The sequence below is a fragment of the Stenotrophomonas sp. 2201_Sma genome, from assembly GCF_056486685.1.
Genome location: NZ_CM151329.1, coordinates 799,406 through 825,771 on the forward strand (window position 1 = coordinate 799,406; position 26,366 = coordinate 825,771).

Consider the following 26,366-nt stretch of genomic DNA (forward strand, 5'->3'; position numbering starts at 1 on the left):
GTGGACGCCAGTATGGCTATCCTGCGTGCATTCCGCATCGGGTACCCTTGCGCCGATGGAACCTCTGGATACGCTCAACCTATGGATGGAACGCGCGCGCGATCGTGCGCGTGCCGCCAGCTTCGGCCGCTTCCTGTGGCACCGCTTTCTCGATGACCGCCTGTTCCAGGCGGCCGCCGCACTGGCCTACACCACGGTATTCGCCCTGGTTCCGCTGGCGATCGTGGTGTTCGGCGTGCTTTCGGCCTTCCCGGTCTTCGACCGCTGGAGCGACCAGCTCAGCGACTATGTCTTCTCCAACTTCGTGCCCAATGCCGCACGCGCCGCCGAAGGCTACCTGCGGCAGTTCTCGGCCAGCGCTGGCCAGCTCACCGCGGCCGGCTTCATCGCCCTGGTCGTCTCGCTGCTGATCACCCTCAACAGCGTGGAAGAGACGTTCAACAAGATCTGGCGGGTCGGATCGACCCGGCCCAAGCTGACCCGCTTCCTGGTCTACTGGACCGTGCTGACCCTGGGCGCGATGCTTGCCGCCGCCTCGCTGGCAGTGTCGGCACGGGTACTGGCAATGCCGCTGTTCGGGACCCAGGAGGGGCGCTGGCTGGCCGACCTGTCGCTGCGGCTGGCACCGGTGCTGATCGAATTCGTCTGCATCAGCCTGATGTTCCGGGTCGTGCCGCACCATACGGTGAAATGGCGGCATGCAGTCCCCGGCGCGATCCTGGCGGCGGTGATCCTGGAGCTGGTGAAGTGGGGCATCGGTGCCTATCTGGGCAGTTTCCAGTCCTACCAGAAGCTCTATGGCACGGTCGCGTTCGTGCCGATCCTGCTGCTGTGGATCTATCTGTGCTGGGTGGCGGTGCTGCTGGGCGCATCGCTGGCATCGTCGATGGCGGCGTTCCGCTACCAGCCGGTCGAGCTGCGCCTGCCGCAGGGCTATGAATTCTATGGGCTGCTGCGCCTGCTCGGCCGCTTCCACCAGGCGCGTGCCCGGGGCAGGGGGCTGGCCGATGACGAGATCCTGCGGCTGGAGCCGATGCTGACCGACTCGCTGCTGCAGGACCTGGCCTGCAAACTGGAGGCCATCGGCCTGCTGCGCCGCGACGAGCGGGGTGAATGGCTGCTCGCGCGCGACCTGGACCAGGTCAGCCTGGCCGATCTGTACGAATGCACCCAACTGCGCATCCCGGTGGCGGAGCAGCATCTGCCCTACCGCGAAGACAGCCTGGGCCAGGCCGCGCTGGCGGCGCTGGATGAACTGCGCCTGCCTCTGCGTGAGCGCCTCAAGCGTCGCGTCAGCGATATCTATCCCGATTCCGGAGACACCCCATGACCCGCACGACTCCGCTGCTGCTGGCAGTTCCATTGGCCGTGGCGCTTGCCCTGGCGGCCTGCAAGCCTGCGCAGGACGCGACCCCGGCCAGCAGCCAGCCACCGGCGCAGGCTCCCGCACCGGCGGCACCGCCTGCGGCCGAGGACACGCCGGCCGAGCGTGTCACGGCCGAGTTCCCCACATTGAAGATGAAGGCCGTCGATGGCAGCGAGTACGACCTCGCGGCCCATCGGGGCAAGTGGGTGGTGGTGAATTTCTGGGCCACGTGGTGCGCACCATGCCGCAAGGAGATGCCGGAGTTGTCCGCGCTGCACGCCATGCGCAGCAACATCGAAGTGGTCGGCCTGGCCTATGAGGACATCGAGGTGCCGGAGATGCAGTCGTTCCTGACCAAGCATCCGGTGACCTATCCGATCGTGATCGTGGATCCGTTCGATCCGCCGGCGGACTTCGCCACGCCGCGGGGGCTGCCGCTGACGCATCTGATCGATCCGCAGGGCCGGGTGGCCCACAGCTTCCTCGGCCCGGTTACGGCGGCCGACATCGAGAAGCAGATCGCGGCTGCGAAGTAGTGGGTGTGTAGGCAGGGCCTGCGGCCCTGCACCCGCTACGCGCAACAGCAACAGCAACAGCCGAAGCGGAAGCGGGTTCCCTGAGGGATGGCGGGGTGGGCCCGGTTGCGGGGGACGCCGTGAACCCATCCATGGGGGCTTGGCCGCGGCATCCATGCCGCGGACACCCCCGCAACCGGACCCACCCCGCCTTCGACAGTCCCCTGCGATCTGTCGGAACGGCTATTGGGGTCAGATCCGTTTTCCTGCGGAAAACGGATCTGACCCCAATTTGGATTTCGATATCCGAGAGATTCCATCACGCATGGCGTGGACCTATCAGATTGCAGATATCTGTCAGAGGTGGGGCGGTGTCGGAGTGCGGGGTGTCAGCCGCATGGATGCGGCTGCCAAGCCTACAGGGACGTACTTGCGGCGTCCCCGCACTCCGACACCGCCCCGCCACCCCGCGGTATGTCTGCCGTTGCCGTTGCTTCTGCCGTTGCTCGTAGCGGGTGCAGGGCCGCAGGCCCTGCAGACAACCCCTACTCCTCGACAGGAAAGTCCTCGATCGGCTTCAGCACATCGTAGTGCTCGCGATGCAGCTTGCCCTTCAGCTTCGGCAGCTCCGGCAGAGGCGCGTCCACGCGGGTGTCGGGCAACCGGTCCAGCAGGTTGCGTACCAGGGTCAGCCTGCCCAGCCGCTGGTCGTTGAAGTCCACCAGGGTCCACGGCGCACCTTCGCGATGGGTGGCGCGCAGCATGGCCTCCCGTGCTTCGGTATAGGCGCTGTACTTGCTGCGCGATTTCAGGTCGACCGGTGACAGCTTCCAGCCCTTCAGCGGATCGACATGGCGCTCGGCGAAGCGCTTCTCCTGCTGCTCCTGGTCCACGCACAGCCAGTACTTGAACAACAGGATGCCGTCATCCACCAGCAGCTGCTCGAACACCGGGGCCTGGCGCAGGAACTGCTGGTACTCGCTCTCGCTGCAGTAGCCCATGACCCGCTCGACACCTGCGCGGTTGTACCAGCTTCGATCCATCAGCACGATCTCTCCGGCTGCCGGAAGGTGCCCGACATAGCGCTGGAAGTACCACTGTGTCGCCTCGCGGTCGGTCGGCTTGGGCAGTGCCACCACCCGGCACTGGCGCGGATTGAGGTGCTGGCTGATGGCCTGGATCGCGCCGCCCTTGCCGGCGGTGTCGCGGCCTTCGAAAAGCACCAGCAACCGCTGCCCGCTGTGCTGTACCCAGCGGGCCATCGCGGTCAGTTCCAGCTGCAACGGCAGCAGCAGTTCGTCGTAGTCCTTGCGTTTGAGCTTGCCCATCGTCATGCCGCGCGGAAAGGAGGGCCCAGCCTAGCGCAGCGGCTGCTCAGGCGCCGTCGACGCCCTGCCAGCCCTGCTCGCGCGCCAGCTGCTGCAGCAGTGCCGAAAGGTCACGGGCGAAACCGGCCATGTCGAACACGCCGCTACGCGCGCGGGCCTGTGCCAGTTCGGCGCGCAGTGCGGCCAGCGCTGCCGGATCGTTGCCGAGCGCGCGGGCGGTGGCGATGAACGCCGCATCGTCGGCAACGTTCATCCGTGCCAGGCCCAGGTGATGGTTGAGGCTGCCGGCCACGCGCGCGGCGAAGGTCTCGCCCGGGCAGGTGAGTACCGGGCAGCCCGCCCACAGTGCGTCGGAGGCCGTGGTGTGCGCGTTGTACGGGTGTGTATCCAGGAACAGATCGGCCAGTTGATAGCGGGCCAGATACTGCGGATGCGGCAGCTTGGGCATGAACACCAGCCGCGCCGGGTCCAGACCCGCTGCCTGCGCCGCTGCCCGCAGGCGCGCATCGGCCTGGCCGGGGCCGGACAACAGCCATAGAACGCTGCCAGGCACCGCCGCCAGGACGGCGAACGCGCGCCCCATGCTGCGCGGGTTGAGCTTGTAGCTGTTGTTGAAGCAGCAGAACACCACGCCGTGTCCAGGCAGGCCGCACGCGGCGCGATCCGGTGCCGGCTCGAGCGCGCGGGTGTTGTCCGAGGGCTGGAACGCGCGCGGCAGGTACACCACGCGCTCGCTGTGGTGGGGCGCCAACGCCGCTGGCAGGACGAACGCATCGGCGATCACCGCATCCAGCCACGTTGCGCCGGATGTGCCGGGATAGGCCAGCCAGTTGAGTTGCAGCGGGGCAGGGCGCAGCGCCAGCACTTCCGGCGCGCCGCCACCGCCCCAGCCACGCAGGTCGAACAGCAGGTCGATGCCCTGTGCACGGATGGCGGCAGCGATGTCGGCATGGCGGCGCCCCGCCAGATCGTGCAGCCGGGTTGCCGCCTGCAGCCGCTGGCGGATGCGGCTGCCATCGTCCCGGTTCAGTGCGAACAGATGCAGCTGCAGTTCCGGGTGGCGGCCCAGCTGCTCGAACAAGGCAACGGTCAACAACCCGGTCGGATGTGCGCCGAAGCCGTTGGAGAGGAAGCCGATCCGCAGGGCTCCCTGTGTCCGTACCTTCACAGCGGGCATCGGCCGCACCGATGCGGCCACCGCTGCGGCGCGCGTGCGGGCGCAGGCCAGCTGCTCGGCGGCGCTGGCGTCTTCGCTGAGGAAGGCAAAGGGCTCGACCGCGCCCTGCCCGGTCGCGACCGCGCCGCGCACCTGCGCGGCCAGGGCCTCCACGTCCTGCCAGTCGCACAGGCGGCGTTGCCATGCCAGTCGCTGGGCGGTGATATAGGGTTCGTCGGGCATCAGCCCATGTGCACGCCGGTACGCGGCCGCCGCGCCCTCGGGGTCGCCGGCATCTTCCAGGGCATGGCCCAGCCACAGCGCGATGCCGGGATGCTCCGGAGCGCGCGCTGAAGCCTGTCCCAGCAGCGTCGCAGCGTCGGCGTGCGCACCGGCCATCCATGCCACGCGACCCAGCCGGGCCAGCGCCTCGGGATGGTCTGGCCGCAGCTGCAGCGCACGCCGTGCGGCCTGCTCGCCTGCGCCGATGTCGCCGGCTTCCAGTTCCAGATCGGCCAGCATCACCCAGGCGACGAAGTCACCGGGCTGGCGCGCGATCGCCTGCTGCAGTTGTTGCCGCTGCTGCCAGGCCGACATCGGCGTCAGCCCGCCGACAGCTGGGCCAGGGCATCCACCTGGTGCTCGTGGCTGAGGCGCTGCAGCAGCGGGTCCAGATCGCCGGCGAGGATGTTGGGCAGGTCATACAGGGTCAGGCCTTCCACACGATGATCGGTGATCCGCCCCTGCGGGAAATTGTAGGTGCGGATGCGCTGGCTGCGATCGCCACTGCCGACCTGCAGGCGGCGCGATTCGGCCTGCGCGGCGTCCTGGCGCTGGCGCTCGGCGTCGAGCAGCTGCGCCTTCAGGCGTTTCATCGCCTTGTCGCGGTTCGCGTGCTGGCTGCGTTCGGTCTGGCATTCCACCACCACGCCGGTCGGCACGTGGGTGATGCGGATCGCCGACTCGGTCTTGTTGACGTGCTGGCCACCGGCACCGGATGAGCGGAAGGTGTCGACCTTCAGGTCGGCGGGGTTGATGACGATGTCATCGACTTCGTCCGCTTCCGGAATGATCGCCACGGTAGCCGCCGAGGTGTGGATGCGGCCCTGCGATTCGGTGGCGGGCACGCGCTGCACGCGGTGCGTGCCGGATTCGAATTTCAGCCGCGAGAAGGCGCCACGGCCGACCACGCGCGCCACCACTTCCTTGTAGCCGCCGTGCTCGCCGGGGTTGTCGGACTCGATCTCGACTTTCCAGCCCTGGCGCTCGGCATAGCGCGCGTACATGCGGAACAGGTCGCCGGCGAAGATCGCTGCTTCGTCGCCACCGGTACCGGCGCGGACTTCCAGGAACAGATTGCCCTCGTCACGTGGGTCGCGGGGCACCAGCAGCAAGGCCAGCTCCTGCTCCAGTTCCTGCAGGCGCGCCTGGGCCGAGGCGATTTCCTCATCGGCCAGCTCGCGCAGGTCCGGATCGGCGCGCATGCCCTCGGCGGCGGCCAGGTCGGCCTTGGCGCGCGCCTCGTCGGCCAGTGCGGTGGCGACCGGTTCAAGTTGGGCGAATTCGCGCGAAAGGTCGCGGAAACGGGTGTTGTCGGCGACCACGTCGGGTTCGGCGAGCAGGCGTTCCAGTTCTTCGCGGCGCTCGGCCAGCGCTTCCAGCTTACGGCGCAGGGTCGGCGTCATCGGTTCTCACGGGTGGGTGGCGGTAACCCGGCGTGGCCGGGAACAGGCGCTCGGCGGCGCGGGTCAGGTCGGCATCGCCGCTCAGCGCGGCCGCGCGCAAGGCAGCGGTCGGGGGGTGCAGGAGCCGGTTGGTCAGGCCGTGGGCCAGCAGTTCCATGACCTCTTCGGCCGGCTTGCCGTTGGCCAGCTGCTGACGGGCACGTTCGAGCAGCTCGGCGCGGGTGGCGTCGCCGAAGGCACGCAGTTGCCGCAGCGGCGCGTGGTGGGCGCCGGCCTGCAGGGTCTCGACGAAGCGCGATACCTGCAGGTCGATGATCGCTTCGGCTTCGGCGGCCGCCTCGCGACGGCCGCGTCGATTGTCTTCCACCGCGCGTTCCAGATCGTCCACGGTGTACAGGAAGGCATCGTTGAGCGTGCCGACCTCAGCCTCGATGTCGCGTGGCACGGCCAGATCGAACAGCAGCATCGGCTTGTGCCGGCGTGCACGCAGTGCATTGGCCACGGTCTCGCGGTGGATCACCGGTTCGCGTGCGGCGGTGGCCGAGAACACGATGTCGGCCTCGGCCAGATGGCGTTCAAGCTCGGTCAGCGGCAGGGCCACGCCGCCATGACGGCTGGCCAGTTCCTGCGCATGGGCGATCGTGCGGTTGGCGATCAGCAGCCGCCGCACCTTGCCTTCGCTGAGGTGGCGGGCGGCCAGCTCGATGGTTTCCCCCGCACCGACCAGCAGCACGGTGGAATCATCCAGGCGGGCAAAGGCATTCTGCGCCAGGCGCACCGCGGCCGAGGCGACCGACACCGGGTTGGCGCCGACCTGGGTATCGGTGCGCGCACGCTTGGCCACGGAGAACGTCTGCTGGAACAGCCGGTCCAGGCGCTGGCCAAGCAGACCGTGGTCGCGCGCGGTTGACCAGGCATCCTTCACCTGGCCCAGGATCTGCGGTTCACCCAGCACCATCGAGTCCAGGCCCGTCGCGACCCGGAACAGGTGGCGCACGGCGTCGGCATCAGCATGCTGGTACAGGTAGCCCTGCAGGTCGCCGGCCTGGCTGCGCAGCCACTGGTCCAGCGCCTGCGCCGAATCGGCCACCGCGTACAGTTCCGTGCGGTTGCAGGTGGACAGCAGCACCGCCTCGGCGATCTGCGGGGTGTCGCGCAGCGAACCGAGCGCGCGCGGCAAGGCATCGCCGGCGAAGGCCGCGCGCTCGCGCAGTTCCACCGGCGCGGTCTGGTGATTCAGTCCGAGCACCCACAGGGTCATTGTTCAGTTGCTTGCGATAAGCTGCTGGCCATTGGACGACATTTTAAGGCCCCGATGCCGACGATGCCCGCATTGATTCGCATCCCCAGTGTTCTGCTGCTGTCCCTGGCGTGCAGCCAGGCCCTGTCGGCGGCGCCCGCCAAGCCCCCGGCGCGGGGCGCCGCCACCGAGGAACTGGCACTGGAGCCGGTGATGGCCGGCGAGTTCGCCCTGCAGGCCGGCAAGCTGGCCGAGGCGGCGCGCTGGTACCTGCAGGCCGCCCAGCGCAGCGACGGCGATGCCGGCCTAGCCGAGCGCGCGACCCGTATTTCCATGCTGGCCAACGACGATGCCAGCGCCGCCCAGGGCCTGGCCCTGTGGCAGCAGCGCGCGCCACGGTCGCTGGCCATGCGCAGCGCGGCCGGTGCGCTGGCGATGCGCCAGGGCGACGTGAAGGCGGCCCGCAGCGAGCTGCAGAGCCTGCTGCAGGACAGCGATGACCGTGGCTGGAAGTTTGCCCTGGCCGCGCTGGTCGGCGGTGGGCGCGATCCGGCCGTGCCGGCGCAGGTGCTGGGCGAGCTGGTCGATGCCAACGCCATCCCGCCGAAGATCGAGGCCTGGCAGGAATTCGGTCGCCTGGCGCTGCGGATGGAAAAGCCGGAGCTGGCACGGCGCATGATCGATGAGGTGGTCAAGCGCTTCCCGGAAGAGCCGCGCGTGGCGTTGCTGCGCGCCAGCCAGCTGCAGCAGGCTGGGCAGACCGATCGCGCGCTGGCGCTGCTGCGCGAGGTCGAACCGAAGACCCGCCAGGATCCGGAACTGCGCAACGCGGTGGCCATTGCCTACGACAGCCTGAACCAGCCGGCCGCCGCCGAGCGGGTGCTGGCGGTAGGGCCGCAGGACGTGCAGACCTGGGGAATGCGGGCGTCGCTGCTGGCCAAGCAGGGAGACAAGGCGGCCCTTTCCAACCTGTACAGCGAGCTGTCGCGGCAGGCCGCCAAACCGGACCCGGCGCAGCGCCTGCTGCTGGGCAAGATCGCGGAGTATCTGAAGCGTTATCCGGAAGCGGTGCAGTGGTATCACAGCGTGCCGGGCGGCGACGAACTGAGCGAGGCCCGCCTGCGGGCGGCGAGCGCACAGGCGCTTGCCGGGCGCCAGAGCCTGGCGCTGGACGAGGTACACGCGATCCAGTCCGATGCCGGCGTGGACGATGAGGTGCGCCGCGACGCCTATCTGCTGGAAGCGGAACTGCGGCAGCGCGCCAGCGACGATGCAGGTGAACTGGATGCGCTGGCCCGCGGTCTGGCCGCTTACCCGGACGAGAATGCACTGCTGTACGCGCGTGCGTTGGCCTGGGAACGCCGTGATGATATTGCCCGTGCCGAGGCCGACCTGCGCAAGATCCTGATCACCGAGCCGGAGAACGTGCCGGCGCTGAATGCGCTGGGCTACACCCTGGCCGATCGCACCGGTCGCTACCAGGAGGCGCTGGAACTGATCGACCGTGCCCGCGTGGCCGAGCCGGACAATGCCGCCATCGTCGACAGTTATGGCTGGGTGCTGTATCGCCTGGGCCGCAACGAAGAGGCGCTGGTGCAGCTGCGTCGTGCGTGGACCCTGGCCAAGGATCCGGAGATCGCCGCACACGTCGGCGAAGTGCTGTGGGTGCTCGGCCGGCATGACGAGGCCCGCCACTTCTTCGAGGAAGCGGCCAGGCTCGACCCCGACAACCGCGCGCTGCAGCGTGCCCGCGAGAAATTCAATCCATGAGTGTTCTTTTCCGGCCGCTGCTGTTGGCAGTGGCGACCGTCGCCATGACTGCCTGCACGTCGCTGGGCACCCAGAAGACACCGGCGCCGGCCGTGGTCGAGACCGTGTCGGCGGAAGCGGCACAGGCCGAAGCCGCTCGGGTAGCGGCGCTGCAGGCGCAGCCGGAGTGGTCCTTCCAGGGCCGGGTAGCGGTCAGCAAGGGCAAGGACGGTGGCAGTGGACGCATCGACTGGCAGCAGGCCGGGCGGCGCTACGTGATCGAGCTCAGTGCACCCGTGACCCGGCAGAGCTGGAAGCTGACCGGCGACAGCCAGCATGGAGGCGGTCGCCTGGAGGGACTGGCCGGCGGCCCGCGTGAAGGCGAGGACGCGCAGCAGCTGCTGCTGGAGGCCACGGGCTGGGAAATCCCGGTCAACTCCCTGCCCGAGTGGGTGCGTGGGCTGGCGGTTGCCGATCCCGCCGGCGCGGGCAAGGTCGAGCGTGATGGCGAAGGCCGCCCGCGCCGCATGCAGCAGATGGGCTGGCAGATCCAGTACCTGGACTGGTACCCCGCCGAGGCCGGGCGCCCGTCCCGGCCGCGCCGGATCGAAGCCAGCAGCGGAGATGCCAAGGTTCGCCTGCTGGTGGACCAGTGGGGGCAGGGCGCGCCATGAGCGCGGGTGCGGAGGATGCGGGCTGGTCCTGGTGGCCGGCCCCGGCCAAGCTGAACCTGTTCCTTCATATCACCGGCCGCCGCGCCGACGGCTATCACGAGCTGCAGACCGTGTTCCGCCTGCTGGATTGGGGGGACCGCATCGGCCTGCGCCTGCGTGAAGACGGCCAGATACGTCGGCAGGGGGAGGGATTGCCGGGTGTGGACGAGGCCGACGATTTGGCCGTACGTGCCGCCCGCATGCTGAAAGAGGTCGCCAACATCGGCCAAGGTGTCGATATCATCGTCGAAAAGCATATTTCGGCCGGTGGTGGGTTCGGCGGTGGGTCATCCGACGCTGCCACCGTGCTGGTGGCGCTGAACCGGCTCTGGAACGCCGCTCTGGACGAGGACGCATTGGCCGCGCTGGGCCTGCGCCTGGGCGCGGATGTGCCGGTGTTCGTGCGTGGCCGTAACGCCTGGGCCGAAGGTGTGGGAGAGCGGCTGCAGCCGATCACCCTGGCACCGGCCTGGTATGTGGTGGTCGAGCCCGGCGTTCATGTTCCGACCCCGGTCCTGTTCGCAGCCCCGGATTTGACGCGCGACAGCCCAGTGGCGAAAATAGACGACTTCGCTTCCGGGGCCTTGGTCGGGAACGCGTTCGAACCGGTGCTGCGCCGCCGCGAGCCTGCCGTCGAGGCAGCGCTTGCCGCGTTGAGCGACATCGGTACCGCGCGACTGACCGGTTCTGGAAGTGGTTGTTTCGTCGAATTCGCATCGCAGACTGCCGCACAGCAGGGGCGGGCGAAGTTGCCGAAGGAGTTGCGGGCCAGGGTGGCTGCGGGCGTTGCGCGTTCGCCGCTGCTGGATGCACTCGAGCAACACTGATTTCAAATGCAGGGGCGTCGCCAAGAGGCCCAAGGCACCAGGTTTTGATCCTGGCATTCGTAGGTTCGAATCCTACCGCCCCTGCCAATGCGGCTGTGTCCGCGCCTTCAGCGCATCCTCCGCGCGGGACGTGGAAACAACCGCGGTGTTGTCAGCAGCAAGGGTCCGGCGTGGTCCTTGCCGCCACCGGATCCCCGCCACTCGTCCCCGCCCGAGACAATCATGATGCAAGAGTCCCCGAACCTGCTGGTCTTTTCCGGCAACGCCAACAAACGTCTGGCGCAGAACATCTGCAAGGAACTGGGGGTTCGCCCGGGCAAGGCGCTGGTCTCGCATTTCTCCGATGGAGAAGTGCAGGTGGAGATCGAAGAGAACGTCCGCAAGCAGGACGTGTTCGTGATCCAGCCGACCTGCGCACCGAGCGCGGAAAACCTGATGGAACTGCTGGTGCTGATCGACGCGCTCAAGCGCGCATCGGTAAACAGCGTGACCGCCGTGGTGCCGTACTTCGGTTACTCGCGCCAGGATCGCCGCATGCGTTCCTCGCGTGTGCCGATCACCGCCAAGCTGGCGGCGAAGATGTTCAGCACCGCTGGCGCTGATCGCGTGCTGACGGTCGACCTGCACGCCGACCAGATCCAGGGCTTCTTTGATATTCCGGTCGACAACGTTTATGCCTCTCCGCTGCTGCTGGCCGACATCTGGCGCGCCTACGGCACGGAAAACCTGATCGTGGTGTCGCCGGACGTGGGCGGCGTGGTCCGCGCCCGTGCCGTGGCCAAGCGCCTGGATGATGCCGACCTGGCGATCATCGACAAGCGCCGTCCGCGCGCCAACGTCTCCACCGTGATGAACATCATCGGTGACGTCGAAGGCAAGACCTGCGTGATGGTCGATGACATCGTCGACACCGCCGGCACCCTGTGCGCCGCTGCCGCTGCCCTGAAGGCGCGCGGTGCGCTCAAGGTCGCCGCCTACTGCACCCACGCGGTGCTGTCGGGACCGGCGGTGGACAACATCACCAATTCCCAGCTCGACGAGCTGGTGGTGACCGATACCATCCCGCTGAAGGACGCAGCTCGGGTGTGCAGCAAGATCCGCCAGCTGAGCGTGGCGGAGATGCTGGCCGAAACGATGCGCCGCATCGCCTTCGGCGAGTCGGTCAGCTCGCTGTACGTGGACTGAGTTTTTCGTCCCTGCCGGCAACGGCAAGGACTTCCCCGGATGCTTCTGGTCGCGGAAGCATCTTCAATCGCCAAGCCGCAGGGCAAGGCAACAACCTGAGTAGTCGAAAATGTCGAAGACCCATGAAATCAAGGTCACCAAGCGTGAACTGCAGCGTAAGGGTGCGAGCCGCCGCCTGCGTCACGCCGGTGTGATCCCGGCCATCGTGTACGGCGGCAACGCCGAGCCGGTCGCCATCAGCCTGGACCACAACGAAATCTGGCTGGCCCAGCAGAACGAGTGGTTCTATGCCTCGATCCTGGACCTGAACCTGGACGGCCAGGTGCAGAAGGTCCTGCTGCGTGACATGCAGCGCCATCCGTACAAGCAGCTGATCATGCACCTGGACTTCCAGCGCGTGAACGAGAACGAAGCCCTGACCGCTTCGGTCCCGCTGCACTTCATCAACGAAGACACCTCGCCGGCCGGCAAGGCTGCCGACGTCGTGGTCACCCACGAACTGAAGGAAGTGACCATCAGCTGCCTGCCGAAGGACCTGCCGGAGTCGATCGAAGTCGACCTGGCCGACCTGGCTGCTGGCGACGTGGTGTACCTGTCCAACATCAAGCTGCCGAAGGGCGTGGAAATCCCGGCCCTGGCGCTGGGCAAGGACCACGACGACGCGATCGTCACCGCCAAGCACGGCAAGGAAGACGCTGCCGACGCTGAAGAAGCACCGGCCGCCGAGTAATGCCCCCGCGGCGCCTGCTCCGGCAGGCGCCGCCCCGGCATCTACAGGAAGATCCAATGGCAGGACTGCGACTGATCGTCGGTCTGGGCAATCCCGGATCGGAGCACGCCCGGACCCGGCACAATGCCGGGTTTCATTTCGTTGAGGCCCTGGCGGAAAAGGCAGGGGCGCGATGGAACGTGGACAGCAAGCTGTTCGGCGAGACCGCCAAGGTCGAGATCGCCGGGCAGACGGTATGGCTGCTCAAGCCTGCCACTTTCATGAACCTCAGTGGCAAATCGGTCACCGCCGCGCAGCGGTTCTGGAAGATCGAGCCCGAGGAAACCCTGCTGGCGCATGATGAACTGGACCTCCCGCCCGGTGTGGCGCGGCTCAAGTTCGACGGCGGTCATGGCGGCCAGAATGGCCTGCGCGACACCATCCGCCTGCTGGGTCACGGCAAGTTCCATCGCCTGCGCGTGGGCATCGGCCATCCCGGCCACAAGGATCGCGTGGTGGGCTGGGTGCTGGGCCGTCCGTCCAAGGACGACGACCTGCTGATCGCGCGCGCCATCGACGATGCGATCGATGTGATGCCGCTGGCCGTGCAGGGCGATTTCAATGAAGCGATGAAGCGCCTGAACACCCCGGAGTAGCTGCCAACCCCGGTTGGCACCCGCAATGATCGATTGAAACAGCTTGGGAAAGCAGCGCGCGCGCTGTTTTCCCAATCAATTTCACCCCAGAGGTTGTCAAAGATGGGTATCAAATGCGGCATCGTCGGCCTGCCCAACGTCGGCAAGTCGACCCTGTTCAACGCGCTGACCAAGGCGGGCATCGCCGCGGCGAACTTCCCGTTCTGCACCATCGAACCGAACGTCGGCATCGTGCCGGTGCCGGACCCGCGCCTGAACGAGCTGGCAGCGATCATCAACCCGCAGAAGGTCATTCCGACCGCCGTGGAATTCGTCGACATCGCCGGCCTGGTCGCCGGTGCTGCCAGCGGTGAAGGACTGGGCAACAAGTTCCTCGCGCACATCCGCGAAGTCGATGCGATCACCCACGTGGTGCGCTGCTTCGAGAACGCCGACGTCATCCATGTCAACAACAAGGTCGATCCCATTTCGGATATCGAAACCATCGATACCGAGCTGGCCCTGGCTGATCTGGACAGCGTCGAGAAGGCGCTGAACCGCGCCGAGCGCGCTGCCAAGGGTGGCGACAAGGAGGCCGCCGCGCGCAAGCCGGTGCTGGCCAAGCTGCAGGCTGCGCTGTCTGACGGCAAGTCCGGCCGTTCGGTGGGTCTGGACGAGGAAGAGAAGGCGCTGGTGCGCGACCTGTTCCTGCTGACCCTGAAGCCGGTGATGTACATCGCCAACGTGCTGGAGGACGGGTTCGAGAACAACCCGCACCTGGAAGCCGTGCGCGCGCACGCTGCCGCCGAGGGCGCGCAGGTGGTGCCGGTGTCCGCCGCGATCGAGGAAGAACTGTCGCAGCTTGACGACGAGGACCGCGACACGTTCCTGGCCGACCTGGGCCTGAGCGAGCCGGGCCTGAACCGCGTGATCAACGCGGCCTACAGCCTGCTGGGCCTGCAGACCTACTTCACCGCCGGCGTGAAGGAAGTCCGCGCCTGGACCGTGCGCAAGGGTGCCACCGCCCCGCAGGCCGCCGCGGTCATCCACACCGACTTCGAGAAGGGCTTCATCCGCGCCGAAACCATCGCGTATGACGACTTCATCAAGTACAAGGGCGAAGCCGGTGCCAAGGAAGCCGGTCGCCTGCGTCTGGAAGGCAAGGAATACCGCGTGCAGGAAGGCGACGTGCTGCACTTCCGCTTCAACGTCTGATCCAGCGGCATCGGATCGACCCCGGACGCCCCGCCCCGAGCGGGGCGTCCGCGTTTCCGGCATCCGTCTCTGCGCTGGACAAAAATTGACCATGCTCTGAAACGCCTGCAGCGCAACGTTCGCACACACTTGTCCACATCAAACCCCCACCGCTTTCCACGCGCGGTGTGGAAAACCCAGCGTGCCGCTGTAGCGCCGAGCCCATGCCCGGCTGATGCCAGCCGGAGCCGAGCATGGGCTCGGCTCTACAGAAGCTTGTCCGCACGCCGTGGACAAAATTTCACCGCGCTTGGAAACGCCTGCGCGACAACGCTCTCACCCACTTGTCCACATCAAGTTCCCATTGCCTTCCACGCGCCGTGTGGAAAACAATCGCGGCCGTGGACAAAAAATAACCACGCATGGAAACGCCTGAGGCGCAAGGCTCTCGCCTACTTGTCCACACCAAGCCCCCATCGCTTTCCACGCGTGGTGTGGAAAACCACGGCCAACAGCAGATTCCGATTTCGTACTTGTTGCATGGTGCGCGGCGCGGTGCTGCTTCAGGCTGGCCTCTGACCCTTCCACTGACACGGGCGGCATCATGCCTGTGCGCGACCCGGAGAGTTGCTATGACGACGCGAACGTATGGGTGGGTAGTGGCGATCGCGGCCCTCGGGTTGCTTCTGGCCTACGGCTGCCAATACATGGCCGTGCGGCCTGCACGAGGGAGTGCATCAGCCCCGGAGTGCAGTGCCGTCAGCCTGTTGAGTGCCATGCGCGAGCGGCTGCGACCCGAAGCGGACTTCAGCGAAAGCGGAGGCATCTACCTGGACTCTGTTGACCCGGAGGATCCAGAGGCACTGATCGCCTATGCGGCACTGGGTCGCATCTGCCAGGAGCCAGCAGGACGACGCACCGACGAGGGGCAGGCCCTTGCCAGGCGGCTTGCCCGGATCGCATCCAGCTTCATCGTCGGGGGAAAGCTTGAGCCCGGTCGCTACGTCCTGACCGCGGCCACGGATGGCTCCCGGGGTGATGAAGTGGTCGCAGTGTCACCGGAACACCTTGCACTGCTGCGAAGCATGAACACCCGCACGCTGGGGAGGGCAGTGATGCTGATGGACAGCAAGCGTCCCTACGGTGATATGCATTACTTCTACATCGACATGGCCCGCGCGCTGGGGGAGCCGGTTCCGCTGGACGCGAATGGTAATGCGACGTTCGCGCCGGAGGTGATTGCCCGGTACGACGAACTGCATGGACAGATGCTTGATGTGGTCCGTGTCTTCTGGCGCTTTGCGGAGCCGGCGCAGTCTACGTCCTGAGCGGGGACGGAGGCCTGCACCCCCGTCCTTCCGCCTGACTTCAATGCAGCGGCACGCCTTACAGCGCGCTGCCGCCGAACTTGTGCGTGTACTGCAGATTGATCGTGCGGCCCACGCTGTCGAACCAGGAGACGTCGTAGTACGGGTACGCCGTGTATGTGGCGTCCTTCGGCGGCATCTTGTTGAACACGTTGACCACAGACAGAGACAGGCGCGAGTGGTCGTCGAAGCGATACTGCACCGACGCGTTGTAGCGGTACGTGGCCCTGATGTACGGGCTGTCGCCGCTGTCCCAGTCGAACACCTGGTCGTAGCTGTCCGAGGTGGGCAGCTTGCCCAGTCGCGAACCGTACACGGTGGCCGACCACGCATCCTTTTCCCACGTCACACTGACGCTGCTCTTGGTGCGCGGGATGTCGAAGCCGCTGTTCACCGCGAACTGGTCCTCGATCGCATCGCCGGTGTAGCGCTGGAAATCGTGCTTCTTCACCCAGGTGTGGCTGCCGTTGAAGATGAAGTCACCGATACCGGTCTGCAGGCGGTAGCGCAGGCCCGCATCGATGCCTGAGGTCGACTCGCGTGCCACGTTGATCGGATTCACATGCACCCCGTACAGGCGGCCGTCGGCGGTCCGGGTCACCCGCGCCAGTGCGTCCACGCAGGTTGGTGACGTGATGTCGGCGTCGCCCAGGCGGCAGTTCGCTTCACTGGCCAGGATCGTGCGCACGTCCATGTCCTGCACCTGCCTGCGCATGTCGATATCGAACCAATCCAACGAAAGATCCAGCCCTGCGGCCGGCGACCAGACGAAGCCTGCGCTCCACGAGGTGCTGGTCTCCGGGTCCAGCTCGCGGTTGCCGCTGCGGCTGCGGATGACGTTGCGCTCGTAGTCCGAGCAGTCGTCGGCCTGTTCGGCGCGGCAGCTGTACAGGTCCTCAGCGCTGGTCTCGTCGTTGCCGGGGCCGGCAAACACGTAGTGCAGGTCCGGGGCGCGGAAGGCCGTGCCGTACGAGCCGCGCACCAGCAGGCTCTCGACCGGGCGCCACTCAAGGCCGCCGCTCCAGGTCGCCTTGCCGATCGTGTGGCCGGAGTAGCGGTACTGGTCATAGCGACCGGCCACGCTCAGGTTGATCGTCTCGTGCAGCGGCATGCGCAGCTCGGCGGCCGTTGCCCAGCGGTTGCGCGAACCCTTGCCGTCGGAATCCTTCCAGCTGTAGTAGTAGTACTGGGTCGCCAGCGGATCGGGATTCAGCGCGTAGGCCTGCTGGCCCACTTCCACGGTCGCGGCAAAACCGGCATCGCCGCCGGGCAGGGCGAACAGCGAGCCGTTGGTCAGGGTTAGGGCGGCCGTCTCGGTGCGGGACTTCGGGGTATAGGTGGTGCGTGCGGCGATCGCGTCGTACTCGGCGCGTGTCAGCGGTCGGTACAGCCGCGACGGGTCGGCGTTGTAGATCGGGAAGCCGTCATCGTCCTCGCCCAGCTGCGGGCCCAGGAACAGGTCGTTGGCCCTGCCGGCGATGATCTGTGGCCAGCTGATCCGCGACTGGTACTGCGAATGGCTCAACGCCGCTTCGTAATCCCAGTTGCCGGCCAGGTTGCCCTTGAAGCCGGTGGTCACGCTGAAGGTCTTCTGCGTGCTGCGCACCATCGCGTTGCGCAGGCCACCCATTTCCTCGGGCGAGAACTGACGCTGCCAGAACTCGATTTCGCCGGTGGCTTCGTTGCTGAAGTAGCCCGACTCGTCGCCGTCGGCGGCCATCCGGCCCCACGACGTCACGTCGCGCATCAGCGCCAGCGTGTGGTAACCCATCTGCACGTCGGCGAACCACTGCTGGCCGTTGTCGAAGTCATAGCTCAGCGAGGCATAACCGTTGGCGCCGCGGCGCTTGCTGAGGATGGTGCCGTAGCCGATCGACGCGTCGCTGCCGCAGTAGTAGCCATAGCGGGGGCGGAAGGCATGGTAGGTGCTGCCCTGATTCTGTCCGCTCAGGGCATCGCAGGTGGCCGCGCCCGGATCCAGGTAGTCATCGTTGTAGTCGGTGCGCAGGTAGGCACGGCGGGCGATGCGCGAGCCCTCGGTCGGCCCGTCCCGGGTGGAATCCTGGATGCCGCGCTCATAGGCCCACAGCGGCGTCTGCGACTGCAGCTCCACGCTGTACACCGCATTGAAGCGGCCCGCGCTGAACCCGCTGGACAGGCTCATGTCGAAGGAATCGCCACCGCCTTCACTGGTGGTACCCATGCGCACGTCGACCGTGGTGCCGTCGGCCTTCTTCTTGAGGATGAAGTTGACCACGCCGGCGATCGCGTCCGAACCATAGATGGCCGAGGCGCTGCCGGTCAGCACTTCGATGCGGTCGATCATGCCCAGCGGAATGTTGGACACGTCGGTGAAGTTGCTGCGGCCCTGGAACGGCATCGGGAAATCGGCGATGCGGCGGCCGTTGACCAGCACCAGGGTGTGGTTGGGTCCCAGCCCGCGCAGGTCGACCTGCTGTGCACCCGGCGAGAAGTCGGCGCCGCTGGAGGATTGCTGGCTCTGCGTCTCGCCACCGTTCTGGGTCATTGCCCGCAGCACGTCCGGCACGGTGGTGAAGCCGCTGGAACGGATCTGTTCGGCGTCGATCACCGTGATCGGGGCAGGGCCCTCGACCTGGGCGCGCGGAATGCGTGAGCCGGTGACCTGCACCGCATCGAGCTGCCGTACCGGAGAGGAGGCCGGAGCCTGGGCCGCCGCAGAAGCAGCAAGGCCCATCAACGCCAGCTGGATCGACCACGCCATCGCCTGTCTACGCATGAGAAGTTCCCGGAAGTAATGCCAGCCCGCAGAGGAGGGGCCCATCCCCCATTCAGATTTCCGCAATGGGCGCCGGCATTTAACGCCTTTTTCATGCCCTTGACTACTGATGCCCCATCTGGCAAAGAGTGAAAACGCTTGCAGGTCGTTTCTGTTCAGGGAGATCAAGATGCGACGGTTCCATCGGAGGCTGCATCACGTGCTTGCCGGCCTGGCAGTGCTGGTCCTCCTGGGCTCGCCGCTGGCCGCATCCGCGCAGGACCTGCAGGGGCCGGGATTCGCCTATTACGAGACCGGCGATCTCGATGCCCCGCGACCGGGGCCGAGGGCGCCGGCGATGATGCTGATGGGCGGTGGAGAGTGGGTGCCGGAGGCGTTCCAGTGGTGGTTGAAGCAGGCCGGCAATGGTCGCGTGCTGATCCTGCGCGCCTCCGGCAGCGACGATCTGCAGGAGCGTCTGCACCATGACATCGGCGGCACCACCGCCGTGCAGACCCTGGTGTTCGACAGCCGTCGTGGCGCCGATGACCCGGCCGTACTGCGGGTGGTGGCCGCGGCCGACGCCATCTTCATCGCCGGCGGCGACCAGTCGCGCTACATCCGCTTCTGGAAGGGGACCGCACTCAACCGCGCGCTCAATGCCCACGTCCGTGCCGGCAAACCGATCGCCGGCACCAGTGCCGGACTGGCGATCCTCGGTGGCTATGCCTACGGCGCGCTTGACGGTGGCAGCGTCACCTCCGCCGCCGCGCTGGCCGACCCAATGGGCAGCGCGGTGACGATGGACAGTGGCTTCCTGCAGATGCCCTATCTGCAGCGGGTGGTCACCGACACCCACTTCGACCGGCGTGATCGTCTCGGTCGCCTGATCGTTTTCGTTGCCCGTGCCGCGCAGGACAGTGGCGACCCGGACATGATCGGCATCGGCGTGGACGAAGACACCGCGCTGTGCGTGGAGCCTGACGGACGCGCGCAGGTCTACAGCGCCGATGGTCATGGCAGGGTCTGGGTGGTCCGCCCGGGCCGTGGCGCGGACCGGCTCACGCAGGGCGAACCGCTGCGTTTCCACGCTGTGCCGGTTACCGTGGTGGCAAGCGGTGGCCGCATGCGGCTGGACGACTTCCAGGCCGACGCCGACTATCACGCAGCGGTCGATGTTGACGGTGGCCGGATTGAACTGATCCGTCGCTGACCGCTGCTGCCGGCCGCTCGCCGGCGCTTCCCTTCAGGCATCTCGTCGAGCCTGCTCGATGCCATCGCTTCCATTTCCGGAGATATCGATGAAGCTTCATCTGGCGCTGTCTGCGCTGCTGTCCCTGCCGTTGCTCGCCCACGCTGCTCCCGGTGCGTCGCCCCTGCTGGTCATCCATGGCGGTGCCGGCGTCGAGCGCAAGGATCTGTCCGCCGCCGAAGAGAAGGCGGCACGTGCGGCACTCCGTGCGGCGCTGCTGAAGGGGCATGCCGAGCTGGCAGCCGGTCGCCCTGCACTGGCGGCGGTCACCGCGGCGATCACCGTTCTCGAGGACGATCCCACGTTCAATGCCGGCAAAGGCGCGGTGTTCACCCACGAAGGGCGCAACGAGCTGGACGCGGCCGTGATGGATGGCGCCACCCAGGCGGCCGGCGCGGTGGCCGGCGTGCAGCGCGTACGCAACCCGATCCTGCTGGCAACGGCCGTGATGCAGGAATCGAAACACGTGATGATGGTCGGGCAGGGCGCTGAGGCGTTCGCGGTCGAGCAGGGCATGACCCTGGTCGATCCTTCGTACTTCCGCACCGACAAGCGCTGGCAGCAGCTGCAGCGTGCATTGAAGGAGGAGGCCGGTGGCCAGGCCCACGCCGACCTGGAAACGGCCCGGCACTTCGGCACGGTCGGTGCGGTTGCGCTGGATGCGCAGGGGCGCCTGGCAGCGGGGACCTCCACCGGAGGAATGACCAACAAGCGCTATGGGCGTGTCGGCGATTCGCCGATCATCGGCGCCGGCACCTGGGCCGATGCACGCTGTGCGGTGTCGGGAACCGGGTGGGGCGAGTACTACATCCGCACCGCTGCCGCGCACGAGATCTGCGCGCGTATCCGCTACCAGGGCCAGTCGCCGGCGGAGGCGGGCAGGGGCGTGATCAACGAGGCGATTCCGCAGATGGGTGGGGATGGCGGTGCGATCGTGCTCTCCGCCGATGGAAAAGCGGCCACGCCGTTCAACACGCAGGGCATGTACCGCGGCTGGATCGGTGCCGACGGCGTTCCGCATGTGGCGATCTTCGCCGACGAGGCCTTGGCACTGCCCGGGCAATAGGCTTGCGTATCAAAGGGTTTGCGACGCATGTGAAAAAAAGTGAAAAAAAGCGTTGACAGGCCCCCGCTTCATCTCCAGAATTGCGGGCTCACCACCACACACCGCAACGCTTCGGCGGCACGGGATGGGGTTGAAACGGAGGGATACCCAAGCGGCCAACGGGGGCAGACTGTAAATCTGCTGGCTTACGCCTTCGGTGGTTCGAATCCACCTCCCTCCACCAGCTTCACGTTGTGGCACTTCCCGGTGCGGGAGTAGTTCAATGGTAGAACCTCAGCCTTCCAAGCTGATGGTGCGGGTTCGATTCCCGTCTCCCGCTCCATTGAATGAACTTTGAATATTATCGAGTTCATGCCATAATGCAAAACTCGCTCACGTAGCTCAGTCGGTAGAGCACTTCCTTGGTAAGGAAGAGGTCGAAGGTTCGATTCCTTTCGTGAGCACCATCTTCAGCACCACACCAGACGAATTCGAGATAAGCAGCCATGGCCAAGGGTAAGTTCGAGCGCACCAAGCCGCACGTCAACGTCGGCACCATCGGTCACGTCGACCACGGCAAGACCACGCTGACCGCCGCGCTGACCAAGATCGGCGCCGAGCGCTTCGGTGGCGAGTTCAAGGCGTATGACGCCATCGACGCCGCACCGGAAGAAAAGGCTCGTGGCATCACGATCTCGACCGCGCACGTCGAATACGAATCCCCGACCCGTCACTACGCCCACGTTGACTGCCCGGGCCACGCTGACTACGTCAAGAACATGATCACCGGTGCTGCCCAGATGGACGGCGCGATCCTGGTGTGCTCGGCCGCTGACGGCCCGATGCCGCAGACCCGCGAGCACATCCTGCTGTCGCGTCAGGTCGGCGTGCCGTACATCGTGGTGTTCCTGAACAAGGCTGACATGGTCGACGACGCCGAGCTGCTCGAGCTGGTCGAAATGGAAGTGCGCGAACTGCTGAGCAAGTACGAGTTCCCGGGCGACGACACCCCGATCATCTCGGGTTCGGCCCGCCTGGCGCTGGAAGGCGACCAGAGCGAGATCGGCGTGCCGGCGATCCTGAAGCTGGTCGACGCGCTGGACACCTGGATTCCGGAGCCGGAGCGTGCGATCGACAAGCCGTTCCTGATGCCGGTGGAAGACGTGTTCTCGATCTCGGGCCGCGGCACCGTGGTGACCGGTCGTATCGAGCGCGGCGTGATCAAGGTTGGTGACGAAATCGAAATCGTCGGTATCCGTCCGACCCAGAAGACCACCGTGACCGGCGTGGAAATGTTCCGCAAGCTGCTGGACCAGGGCCAGGCAGGTGACAACGCCGGTCTGCTGCTGCGCGGCACCAAGCGTGACGACGTCGAGCGTGGCCAGGTTCTGGCCAAGCCGGGTTCGATCACCCCGCACACCGAGTTCGAAGGCGAAGTGTACGTGCTGTCGAAGGACGAGGGCGGCCGTCACACCCCGTTCTTCAACGGCTACCGCCCGCAGTTCTACTTCCGCACCACCGATATCACCGGCGCTGCCAAGCTGCCGGAAGGCGTGGAAATGGTGATGCCGGGTGACAACGTCAAGATGACCGTGACCCTGATCAACCCGGTCGCGATGGACGAAGGCCTGCGCTTCGCCATCCGCGAAGGTGGCCGCACCGTCGGCGCCGGCGTGGTCTCGAAGATCATCAAGTAAGCCTGCAGTACCGGCGGTTGCATAGCGCTGCCGGTCGCGCGAGTGGCGGGCCGGGAACCTCGGTCCGCCTTCGCCGTCTAAGGGAAGGCAAGTTTCAAAACGTACGCCAGTAGCTCAATTGGCAGAGCAGCGGTCTCCAAAACCGCAGGTTGGGGGTTCGAGTCCCTCCTGGCGTGCCATCTGCCCACCTTATCCAGCGGCTCTTGCCGCTAAAGCAGACACACCGGATGAATAGCAAGATCGAACATTCCAAGGACACCTCCGCCAGCGGTGGAGATATCGTCAAGTACGTTGCCGCATCCCTGCTGGTGCTGGCGGGTCTGTTCGTCTGGTTCTGGTTCTCCGCCGACTCCGGTCGCGCCGCCCAGCTGGGCGCGTGGGCGGGTCAGCTGCGTGCGTTGGCGGTCGTGGTCGGTCTGGTTGGCGGTATCGGCGTGTTCATGCTGACCGGCAAGGGGCGCGACACCCGCGAATTCCTCTCCGAGTCGCGCTTCGAACTGCGCAAGGTGGTCTGGCCGACGCGCCAGGAAGCCGTTCGCATGACCTGGGTCGTGATTGTCGTGGTGCTCATCCTCAGCCTGCTGCTGGGTGGCTTCGACTTCCTGATCCAGAAACTGACTCAGTGGTTCCTGAGCCGCTAAGGAGAATTGCATGAAGCGTTGGTACGTCGTTCACGCCTATTCGGGCTTCGAGAAGTCGGTGGCGCAGGCTCTGCGTGATCGCATCGTCCGTGATGGCATGGAAGAGCGCTTCGGCGACGTCCTGGTTCCGACCGAGGAAGTGATCGAGATGCGCGCCGGCCAGAAGCGCCGGTCCGAGCGCAAGTTCTTCCCGGGTTACGTGCTGGTCCAGATCGAGACCCACGAAGAGGCCGGTATTCCGCGCATCGACAACGAAAGCTGGCACCTGGTCAAGGAAACCCCGCGCGTGATGGGCTTCATCGGCGGTACCGCCGATCGTCCGCTGCCGATTGCCGATTCCGAAGCCGAGTCCATCCTGAATCGCGTTCAGGAAGGTGTCGAGAAGCCGCGTCCGAAGGTGCTGTTCGAGCCGGGCCAGATGGTCCGCGTCACCGATGGTCCGTTCAACGATTTCAATGGTGTGGTCGAAGAAGTCAACTACGAGAAGAGCCGTCTGCGCGTCTCGGTGCTGATCTTCGGTCGTGCCACCCCGGTCGAGCTCGAGTTCGGCCAGGTCGAGAAGCAGACCGGCTGATGCCCGGTGATGCTGCCGGCCACGGGCTGGCAGCCTTCAGGTCGCCCTCCCTGTTCAGACAGGGCGCCCAAAACCTGATATAGTGCGCGGCTCCCCGCTGGGAAGCCAGCAGGACGAGGCCACCGCAAGGTGGCCTTCGGCATGATTTCAAAACGCGATGCCGGGACGCGTGATTCCCGGTCCGATGGGGAGCCTGTTGTCGAAAGGCGCTAGCACCCGGAGAGTACTCACATGGCAAAGAAAGTTGTCGGTTACATCAAGCTGCAGGTGAAGGCCGGTCAGGCCAACCCCTCGCCGCCGGTCGGTCCTGCGCTGGGTCAGCGCGGCCTGAACATCATGGAATTCTGCAAGGCGTTCAACGCTGCCACGCAGAAGCTCGAGCCGGGTCTGCCGGTTCCGGTGATCATCACGGCCTACTCGGACCGTACGTTCACCTTCATCACCAAGAGCACCCCGGCCACCACCCTGCTGAAGAAGGCCGCTGGCATCTCGTCGGGCTCCAAGCGCCCGAACACCGAGAAGGTCGGCAAGGTCACCCGTAAGCAGCTGGAAGAGATCGCCAAGGCGAAGGAGCCGGATCTGACTGCCGCCGACCTGGACGCCGCCGTGCGTACCATCGCTGGCTCTGCCCGTTCCATGGGCCTCGTGGTGGAGGGTTAAGAAGATGGCACAGACCAAGCGTGAGAAGGCCATCAAGGCCGCCGTCGTTCCGGGCAAGGCTTACGCCTTCGAGGACGCGATCAACATCCTGAAGAGCGCCACCAAGGCCAAGTTCGTCGAGTCGATCGACGTTGCTGTGCGCCTGGGCGTCGACGCGAAGAAGTCCGACCAGCAGGTCCGTGGCTCCACCGTCCTGCCGGCCGGTACCGGCAAGTCGGTCCGCGTTGCCGTGTTCGCTCCGGCCGGTGCCAAGGCTGATGAAGCCCTGGCCGCTGGCGCCGAAGCCGTCGGCATGGATGACCTGGCCGAGAAGATGCAGGCTGGCGATCTGAACTACGACGTCGTCATCGCGACCCCGGACGCCATGCGCGTTGTCGGTAAGCTGGGCACCGTGCTGGGCCCGCGCGGCCTGATGCCGAACCCGAAGGTCGGCACCGTTTCCCCGAACCCGGGTGAAGCCGTGAAGAACGCCAAGTCGGGCCAGGTCCGTTACCGCACCGACAAGGCTGGCATCATTCACTGCACCATCGGCAAGGCCGACTTCGCCGAAGACGCGCTGAAGTCGAACCTGACCGCGCTGCTGCTGGACCTGATCAAGGCCAAGCCGGCCACCTCGAAGGGCACCTACCTGCAGAAGGTTTCGGTCAGCTCGACGATGGGCCCGGGCGTCACCGTCGACCAGTCGTCGCTGACCCTGAAGTAATTGTTTCAAGCGGTCACGGTACTTTCGGGTGCCGTGACCGTGACATTTGAAGGCATCGCAGGCAGCCCACCGCCTGCGGTAGCCGTCAAAGACCGCAGGCGCGGTCGTGGCAGGGCCGGCGACGGGCACGGAAGCTCGATATGGCAGGGAGTCGCCGCCGGAACAGTCATGAACGCTTAATCGATTCCCCGGAATCACCCTGCGTAGATGGTGCCCTTCTGGAGTTTTTCTGGTTCACGCACGTCTGGGTTTCCCAGGTTGGCCCACTCCAGGTCTAGAACGGCCCACCCCCCGGAACATCATCCTGGTGTTCCCGGCGTCCAGGACGGATGCCGCACAGGACCGCACACGGCAGGAGCCGTAAGCGGAGTTCAATTGGAGGAGTGCAATGGCTCTCAATCTGTCCCAGAAGCAAGAAGTAGTCGCCGAGCTGGCAGACGTCGCCGCCAAGGCCCACTCCTTGATCGCAGCCGAATACGCTGGCACCACGGTCGCCCAGATGACCGCGATGCGCAAGCAGGCTCGTGAAACCGGTGTTTTCTTGAAGGTTGTCAAGAACACCCTGGCTTCGCGCGCCGTTGAAGGCACCGAGTTCGCCGTGGCCCAGGACCAGATGGTTGGTCCGCTGCTGTACGCGTTCTCGCTCGAGGAGCCCGGCGCTGCCGGTCGCCTGATCAAGGAAGCCGCCAAGGGCAACGACAAGCTGAAGGCTAAGGTCGTCGCCATCGGTGGCGAAGTGTTCCCGGCAAGCCACGTCGACGTGCTGGCCTCGCTGCCGACCCGCGATCAGGCCCTGGCCATGCTGGCCCGCGTCCTGACCGAGCCGGTCACGATGTTCGCCCGCGCCATCAAGGCTGTTGGCGAGAAGCAGGGTGGTGGCGAAACCGCCGCTGCCGAGCCGGCCGCCGAGACCGCCTGAGTTTCGACTTACCGTGGTTCCTGACGGAACCTCAACCCAGAAAATCATCCAAAGGTATTAATCATGTCCCTTACCAACGAACAGATCGTCGACGCCATCGCCGAGAAGTCCCTGATGGAAGTGATGGAGCTGGTCAAGGCCATCGAAGAGAAGTTCGGCGTCTCCGCCGCTGCTCCGGTTGCCGTGGCTGCTGCCGCTGGCCCGGCCGCTGCTGTTGAAGAGCAGACCGAGTTCACCGTCACCCTGAAGTCGGCCGGCGAGAAGAAGGTCGAAGTCATCAAGGCCGTCCGCGCCATCACCGGCCTGGGCCTGAAGGAAGCGAAGGACCTGGCCGAAGCTGGTGGCGTCCTGAAGGAAGGCGCTTCGAAGGACGACGCCGAGAAGATGAAGAAGGACCTGGAAGCTGCTGGCGCGACTGTCGAAGTCAAGTAAGCACTTCCTTTGCATCGTCATCGATTCTCGGCGATGC

24 protein-coding genes and 5 tRNA genes are annotated in these 26,366 nt (G+C 66.2%); 24 read left to right on the forward strand and 5 right to left on the reverse strand.

Annotation, left to right across the window (positions count from 1 at the left end):
• Positions 1 to 55: 55 nt before the first annotated feature.
• Entirely contained in the window at positions 56 to 1,330 is a 1,275-nt protein-coding gene (locus ACZLIF_RS03595) for a YihY family inner membrane protein (RefSeq protein WP_053519156.1), read from the forward strand.
• On the forward strand, positions 1,327 to 1,902 hold the full coding sequence (locus tag ACZLIF_RS03600; protein ID WP_053519158.1) for a TlpA family protein disulfide reductase: 576 nt from the start codon (positions 1,327 to 1,329) through the stop codon (positions 1,900 to 1,902). Before ACZLIF_RS03595 ends, ACZLIF_RS03600 begins: the two co-directional genes overlap by 4 nt.
• A 524-nt stretch (positions 1,903 to 2,426) precedes the next feature.
• On the opposite strand, the gene ppk2 is transcribed toward ACZLIF_RS03600, so the two are convergent.
• From ppk2 to hemA, 4 genes are read right to left on the reverse strand one after another with little or no spacing between them, the layout of a single operon-like run.
• A complete protein-coding gene (ppk2, locus tag ACZLIF_RS03605) occupies positions 2,427 to 3,209 on the reverse strand; it encodes a polyphosphate kinase 2 (RefSeq protein ID WP_065175996.1) in 783 nt (260 codons plus the stop codon).
• A gap of 46 nt (positions 3,210 to 3,255) precedes the next feature.
• Positions 3,256 to 4,962 (reverse strand): O-linked N-acetylglucosamine transferase, SPINDLY family protein, encoded by a 1,707-nt coding sequence (locus tag ACZLIF_RS03610; RefSeq protein ID WP_128990689.1) that lies wholly within the window; start codon positions 4,960 to 4,962, stop codon positions 3,256 to 3,258.
• Positions 4,963 to 4,967: 5 nt separating this feature from the next.
• Positions 4,968 to 6,050 (reverse strand): peptide chain release factor 1, encoded by a 1,083-nt coding sequence (gene prfA / locus ACZLIF_RS03615; RefSeq protein ID WP_053520283.1) that lies wholly within the window; start codon positions 6,048 to 6,050, stop codon positions 4,968 to 4,970.
• Positions 6,028 to 7,311 (reverse strand): glutamyl-tRNA reductase, encoded by a 1,284-nt coding sequence (gene hemA / locus ACZLIF_RS03620; RefSeq protein ID WP_128990687.1) that lies wholly within the window; start codon positions 7,309 to 7,311, stop codon positions 6,028 to 6,030. Before hemA ends, prfA begins: the two co-directional genes overlap by 23 nt.
• Positions 7,312 to 7,374: 63 nt before the next feature.
• Between hemA and ACZLIF_RS03625 the strand changes: the two genes are divergently transcribed.
• The 9 genes from ACZLIF_RS03625 (at position 7,375) to ACZLIF_RS03665 (ending at position 15,630) form a co-directional block, all read left to right on the forward strand.
• On the forward strand, positions 7,375 to 9,060 hold the full coding sequence (locus tag ACZLIF_RS03625) for a tetratricopeptide repeat protein (protein WP_180875739.1): 1,686 nt from the start codon (positions 7,375 to 7,377) through the stop codon (positions 9,058 to 9,060).
• A complete protein-coding gene (gene lolB / locus ACZLIF_RS03630) occupies positions 9,057 to 9,713 on the forward strand; it encodes a lipoprotein insertase outer membrane protein LolB (RefSeq protein ID WP_128990685.1) in 657 nt (218 codons plus the stop codon). Before ACZLIF_RS03625 ends, lolB begins: the two co-directional genes overlap by 4 nt.
• The gene (ispE, locus tag ACZLIF_RS03635; protein WP_128990683.1) at positions 9,710 to 10,579 is read left to right on the forward strand and encodes a 4-(cytidine 5'-diphospho)-2-C-methyl-D-erythritol kinase; all 870 of its coding nucleotides are present in this window, start codon (positions 9,710 to 9,712) and stop codon (positions 10,577 to 10,579) included. The genes lolB and ispE overlap by 4 nt, the downstream gene beginning before the upstream one ends.
• 10 nt (positions 10,580 to 10,589) lie before the next feature.
• A tRNA-Gln gene (locus ACZLIF_RS03640) sits at positions 10,590 to 10,666 on the forward strand.
• Positions 10,667 to 10,804: 138 nt separating this feature from the next.
• Positions 10,805 to 11,764 carry a ribose-phosphate diphosphokinase gene (locus tag ACZLIF_RS03645; RefSeq protein WP_053520289.1) on the forward strand — a complete coding sequence of 320 codons (960 nt, stop codon included), beginning with the start codon at positions 10,805 to 10,807 and terminating at the stop codon, positions 11,762 to 11,764.
• A 109-nt stretch (positions 11,765 to 11,873) separates the two neighbouring features.
• On the forward strand, positions 11,874 to 12,494 hold the full coding sequence (locus ACZLIF_RS03650) for a 50S ribosomal protein L25/general stress protein Ctc (protein ID WP_053520288.1): 621 nt from the start codon (positions 11,874 to 11,876) through the stop codon (positions 12,492 to 12,494).
• A 56-nt stretch (positions 12,495 to 12,550) separates the two neighbouring features.
• Positions 12,551 to 13,129, forward strand: a complete 579-nt coding sequence (pth, locus tag ACZLIF_RS03655) for an aminoacyl-tRNA hydrolase (RefSeq protein ID WP_478462337.1) — start codon at positions 12,551 to 12,553, stop codon at positions 13,127 to 13,129.
• Between the two features lie 102 nt (positions 13,130 to 13,231).
• Positions 13,232 to 14,323, forward strand: coding sequence for a redox-regulated ATPase YchF (ychF, locus tag ACZLIF_RS03660; RefSeq protein ID WP_053520317.1), 1,092 nt, complete (start codon positions 13,232 to 13,234; stop codon positions 14,321 to 14,323).
• A gap of 755 nt (positions 14,324 to 15,078) precedes the next feature.
• On the forward strand, positions 15,079 to 15,630 hold the full coding sequence (locus tag ACZLIF_RS03665) for a hypothetical protein (protein ID WP_128989637.1): 552 nt from the start codon (positions 15,079 to 15,081) through the stop codon (positions 15,628 to 15,630).
• Between the two features lie 58 nt (positions 15,631 to 15,688).
• Here the strand turns inward: ACZLIF_RS03665 and ACZLIF_RS03670 are convergent, their stop codons facing one another.
• On the reverse strand, positions 15,689 to 18,427 hold the full coding sequence (locus ACZLIF_RS03670) for a TonB-dependent receptor plug domain-containing protein (RefSeq protein WP_128989639.1): 2,739 nt from the start codon (positions 18,425 to 18,427) through the stop codon (positions 15,689 to 15,691).
• A 169-nt stretch (positions 18,428 to 18,596) separates the two neighbouring features.
• Between ACZLIF_RS03670 and ACZLIF_RS03675 the strand changes: the two genes are divergently transcribed.
• From ACZLIF_RS03675 to rplL, 13 genes are all read left to right on the forward strand, one after another.
• Complete coding sequence (locus ACZLIF_RS03675; protein ID WP_128989641.1) at positions 18,597 to 19,619, forward strand: cyanophycinase; 1,023 nt, start codon at positions 18,597 to 18,599, stop codon at positions 19,617 to 19,619.
• Between the two features lie 88 nt (positions 19,620 to 19,707).
• Positions 19,708 to 20,724, forward strand: coding sequence for an isoaspartyl peptidase/L-asparaginase family protein (locus ACZLIF_RS03680; RefSeq protein ID WP_128989643.1), 1,017 nt, complete (start codon positions 19,708 to 19,710; stop codon positions 20,722 to 20,724).
• A gap of 137 nt (positions 20,725 to 20,861) precedes the next feature.
• Positions 20,862 to 20,947, forward strand: a tRNA-Tyr gene (locus tag ACZLIF_RS03685).
• A 25-nt stretch (positions 20,948 to 20,972) separates the two neighbouring features.
• Positions 20,973 to 21,046 (forward strand) — tRNA-Gly (locus ACZLIF_RS03690).
• A gap of 48 nt (positions 21,047 to 21,094) precedes the next feature.
• Positions 21,095 to 21,170, forward strand: a tRNA-Thr gene (locus ACZLIF_RS03695).
• A 39-nt stretch (positions 21,171 to 21,209) separates the two neighbouring features.
• Positions 21,210 to 22,400: an elongation factor Tu gene (gene tuf / locus ACZLIF_RS03700; protein ID WP_065176003.1), complete on the forward strand. Its 1,191-nt coding sequence runs from the start codon at positions 21,210 to 21,212 to the stop codon at positions 22,398 to 22,400.
• Positions 22,401 to 22,503: 103 nt separating this feature from the next.
• A tRNA-Trp gene (locus ACZLIF_RS03705) sits at positions 22,504 to 22,579 on the forward strand.
• Between the two features lie 48 nt (positions 22,580 to 22,627).
• The gene (gene secE, locus ACZLIF_RS03710) at positions 22,628 to 23,041 is read left to right on the forward strand and encodes a preprotein translocase subunit SecE (protein WP_053519951.1); all 414 of its coding nucleotides are present in this window, start codon (positions 22,628 to 22,630) and stop codon (positions 23,039 to 23,041) included.
• A gap of 10 nt (positions 23,042 to 23,051) precedes the next feature.
• Entirely contained in the window at positions 23,052 to 23,615 is a 564-nt protein-coding gene (gene nusG, locus ACZLIF_RS03715) for a transcription termination/antitermination protein NusG (protein WP_053519952.1), read from the forward strand.
• Positions 23,616 to 23,846: 231 nt separating this feature from the next.
• Complete coding sequence (rplK, locus tag ACZLIF_RS03720) at positions 23,847 to 24,275, forward strand: 50S ribosomal protein L11 (protein WP_004145248.1); 429 nt, start codon at positions 23,847 to 23,849, stop codon at positions 24,273 to 24,275.
• 4 nt (positions 24,276 to 24,279) lie between these two features.
• Positions 24,280 to 24,978: a 50S ribosomal protein L1 gene (gene rplA, locus ACZLIF_RS03725; protein WP_004154350.1), complete on the forward strand. Its 699-nt coding sequence runs from the start codon at positions 24,280 to 24,282 to the stop codon at positions 24,976 to 24,978.
• Between the two features lie 388 nt (positions 24,979 to 25,366).
• Complete coding sequence (gene rplJ / locus ACZLIF_RS03730; protein ID WP_053519953.1) at positions 25,367 to 25,897, forward strand: 50S ribosomal protein L10; 531 nt, start codon at positions 25,367 to 25,369, stop codon at positions 25,895 to 25,897.
• A gap of 63 nt (positions 25,898 to 25,960) precedes the next feature.
• A complete protein-coding gene (rplL, locus tag ACZLIF_RS03735) occupies positions 25,961 to 26,329 on the forward strand; it encodes a 50S ribosomal protein L7/L12 (protein ID WP_053519954.1) in 369 nt (122 codons plus the stop codon).
• Positions 26,330 to 26,366 lie beyond the last annotated feature (37 nt).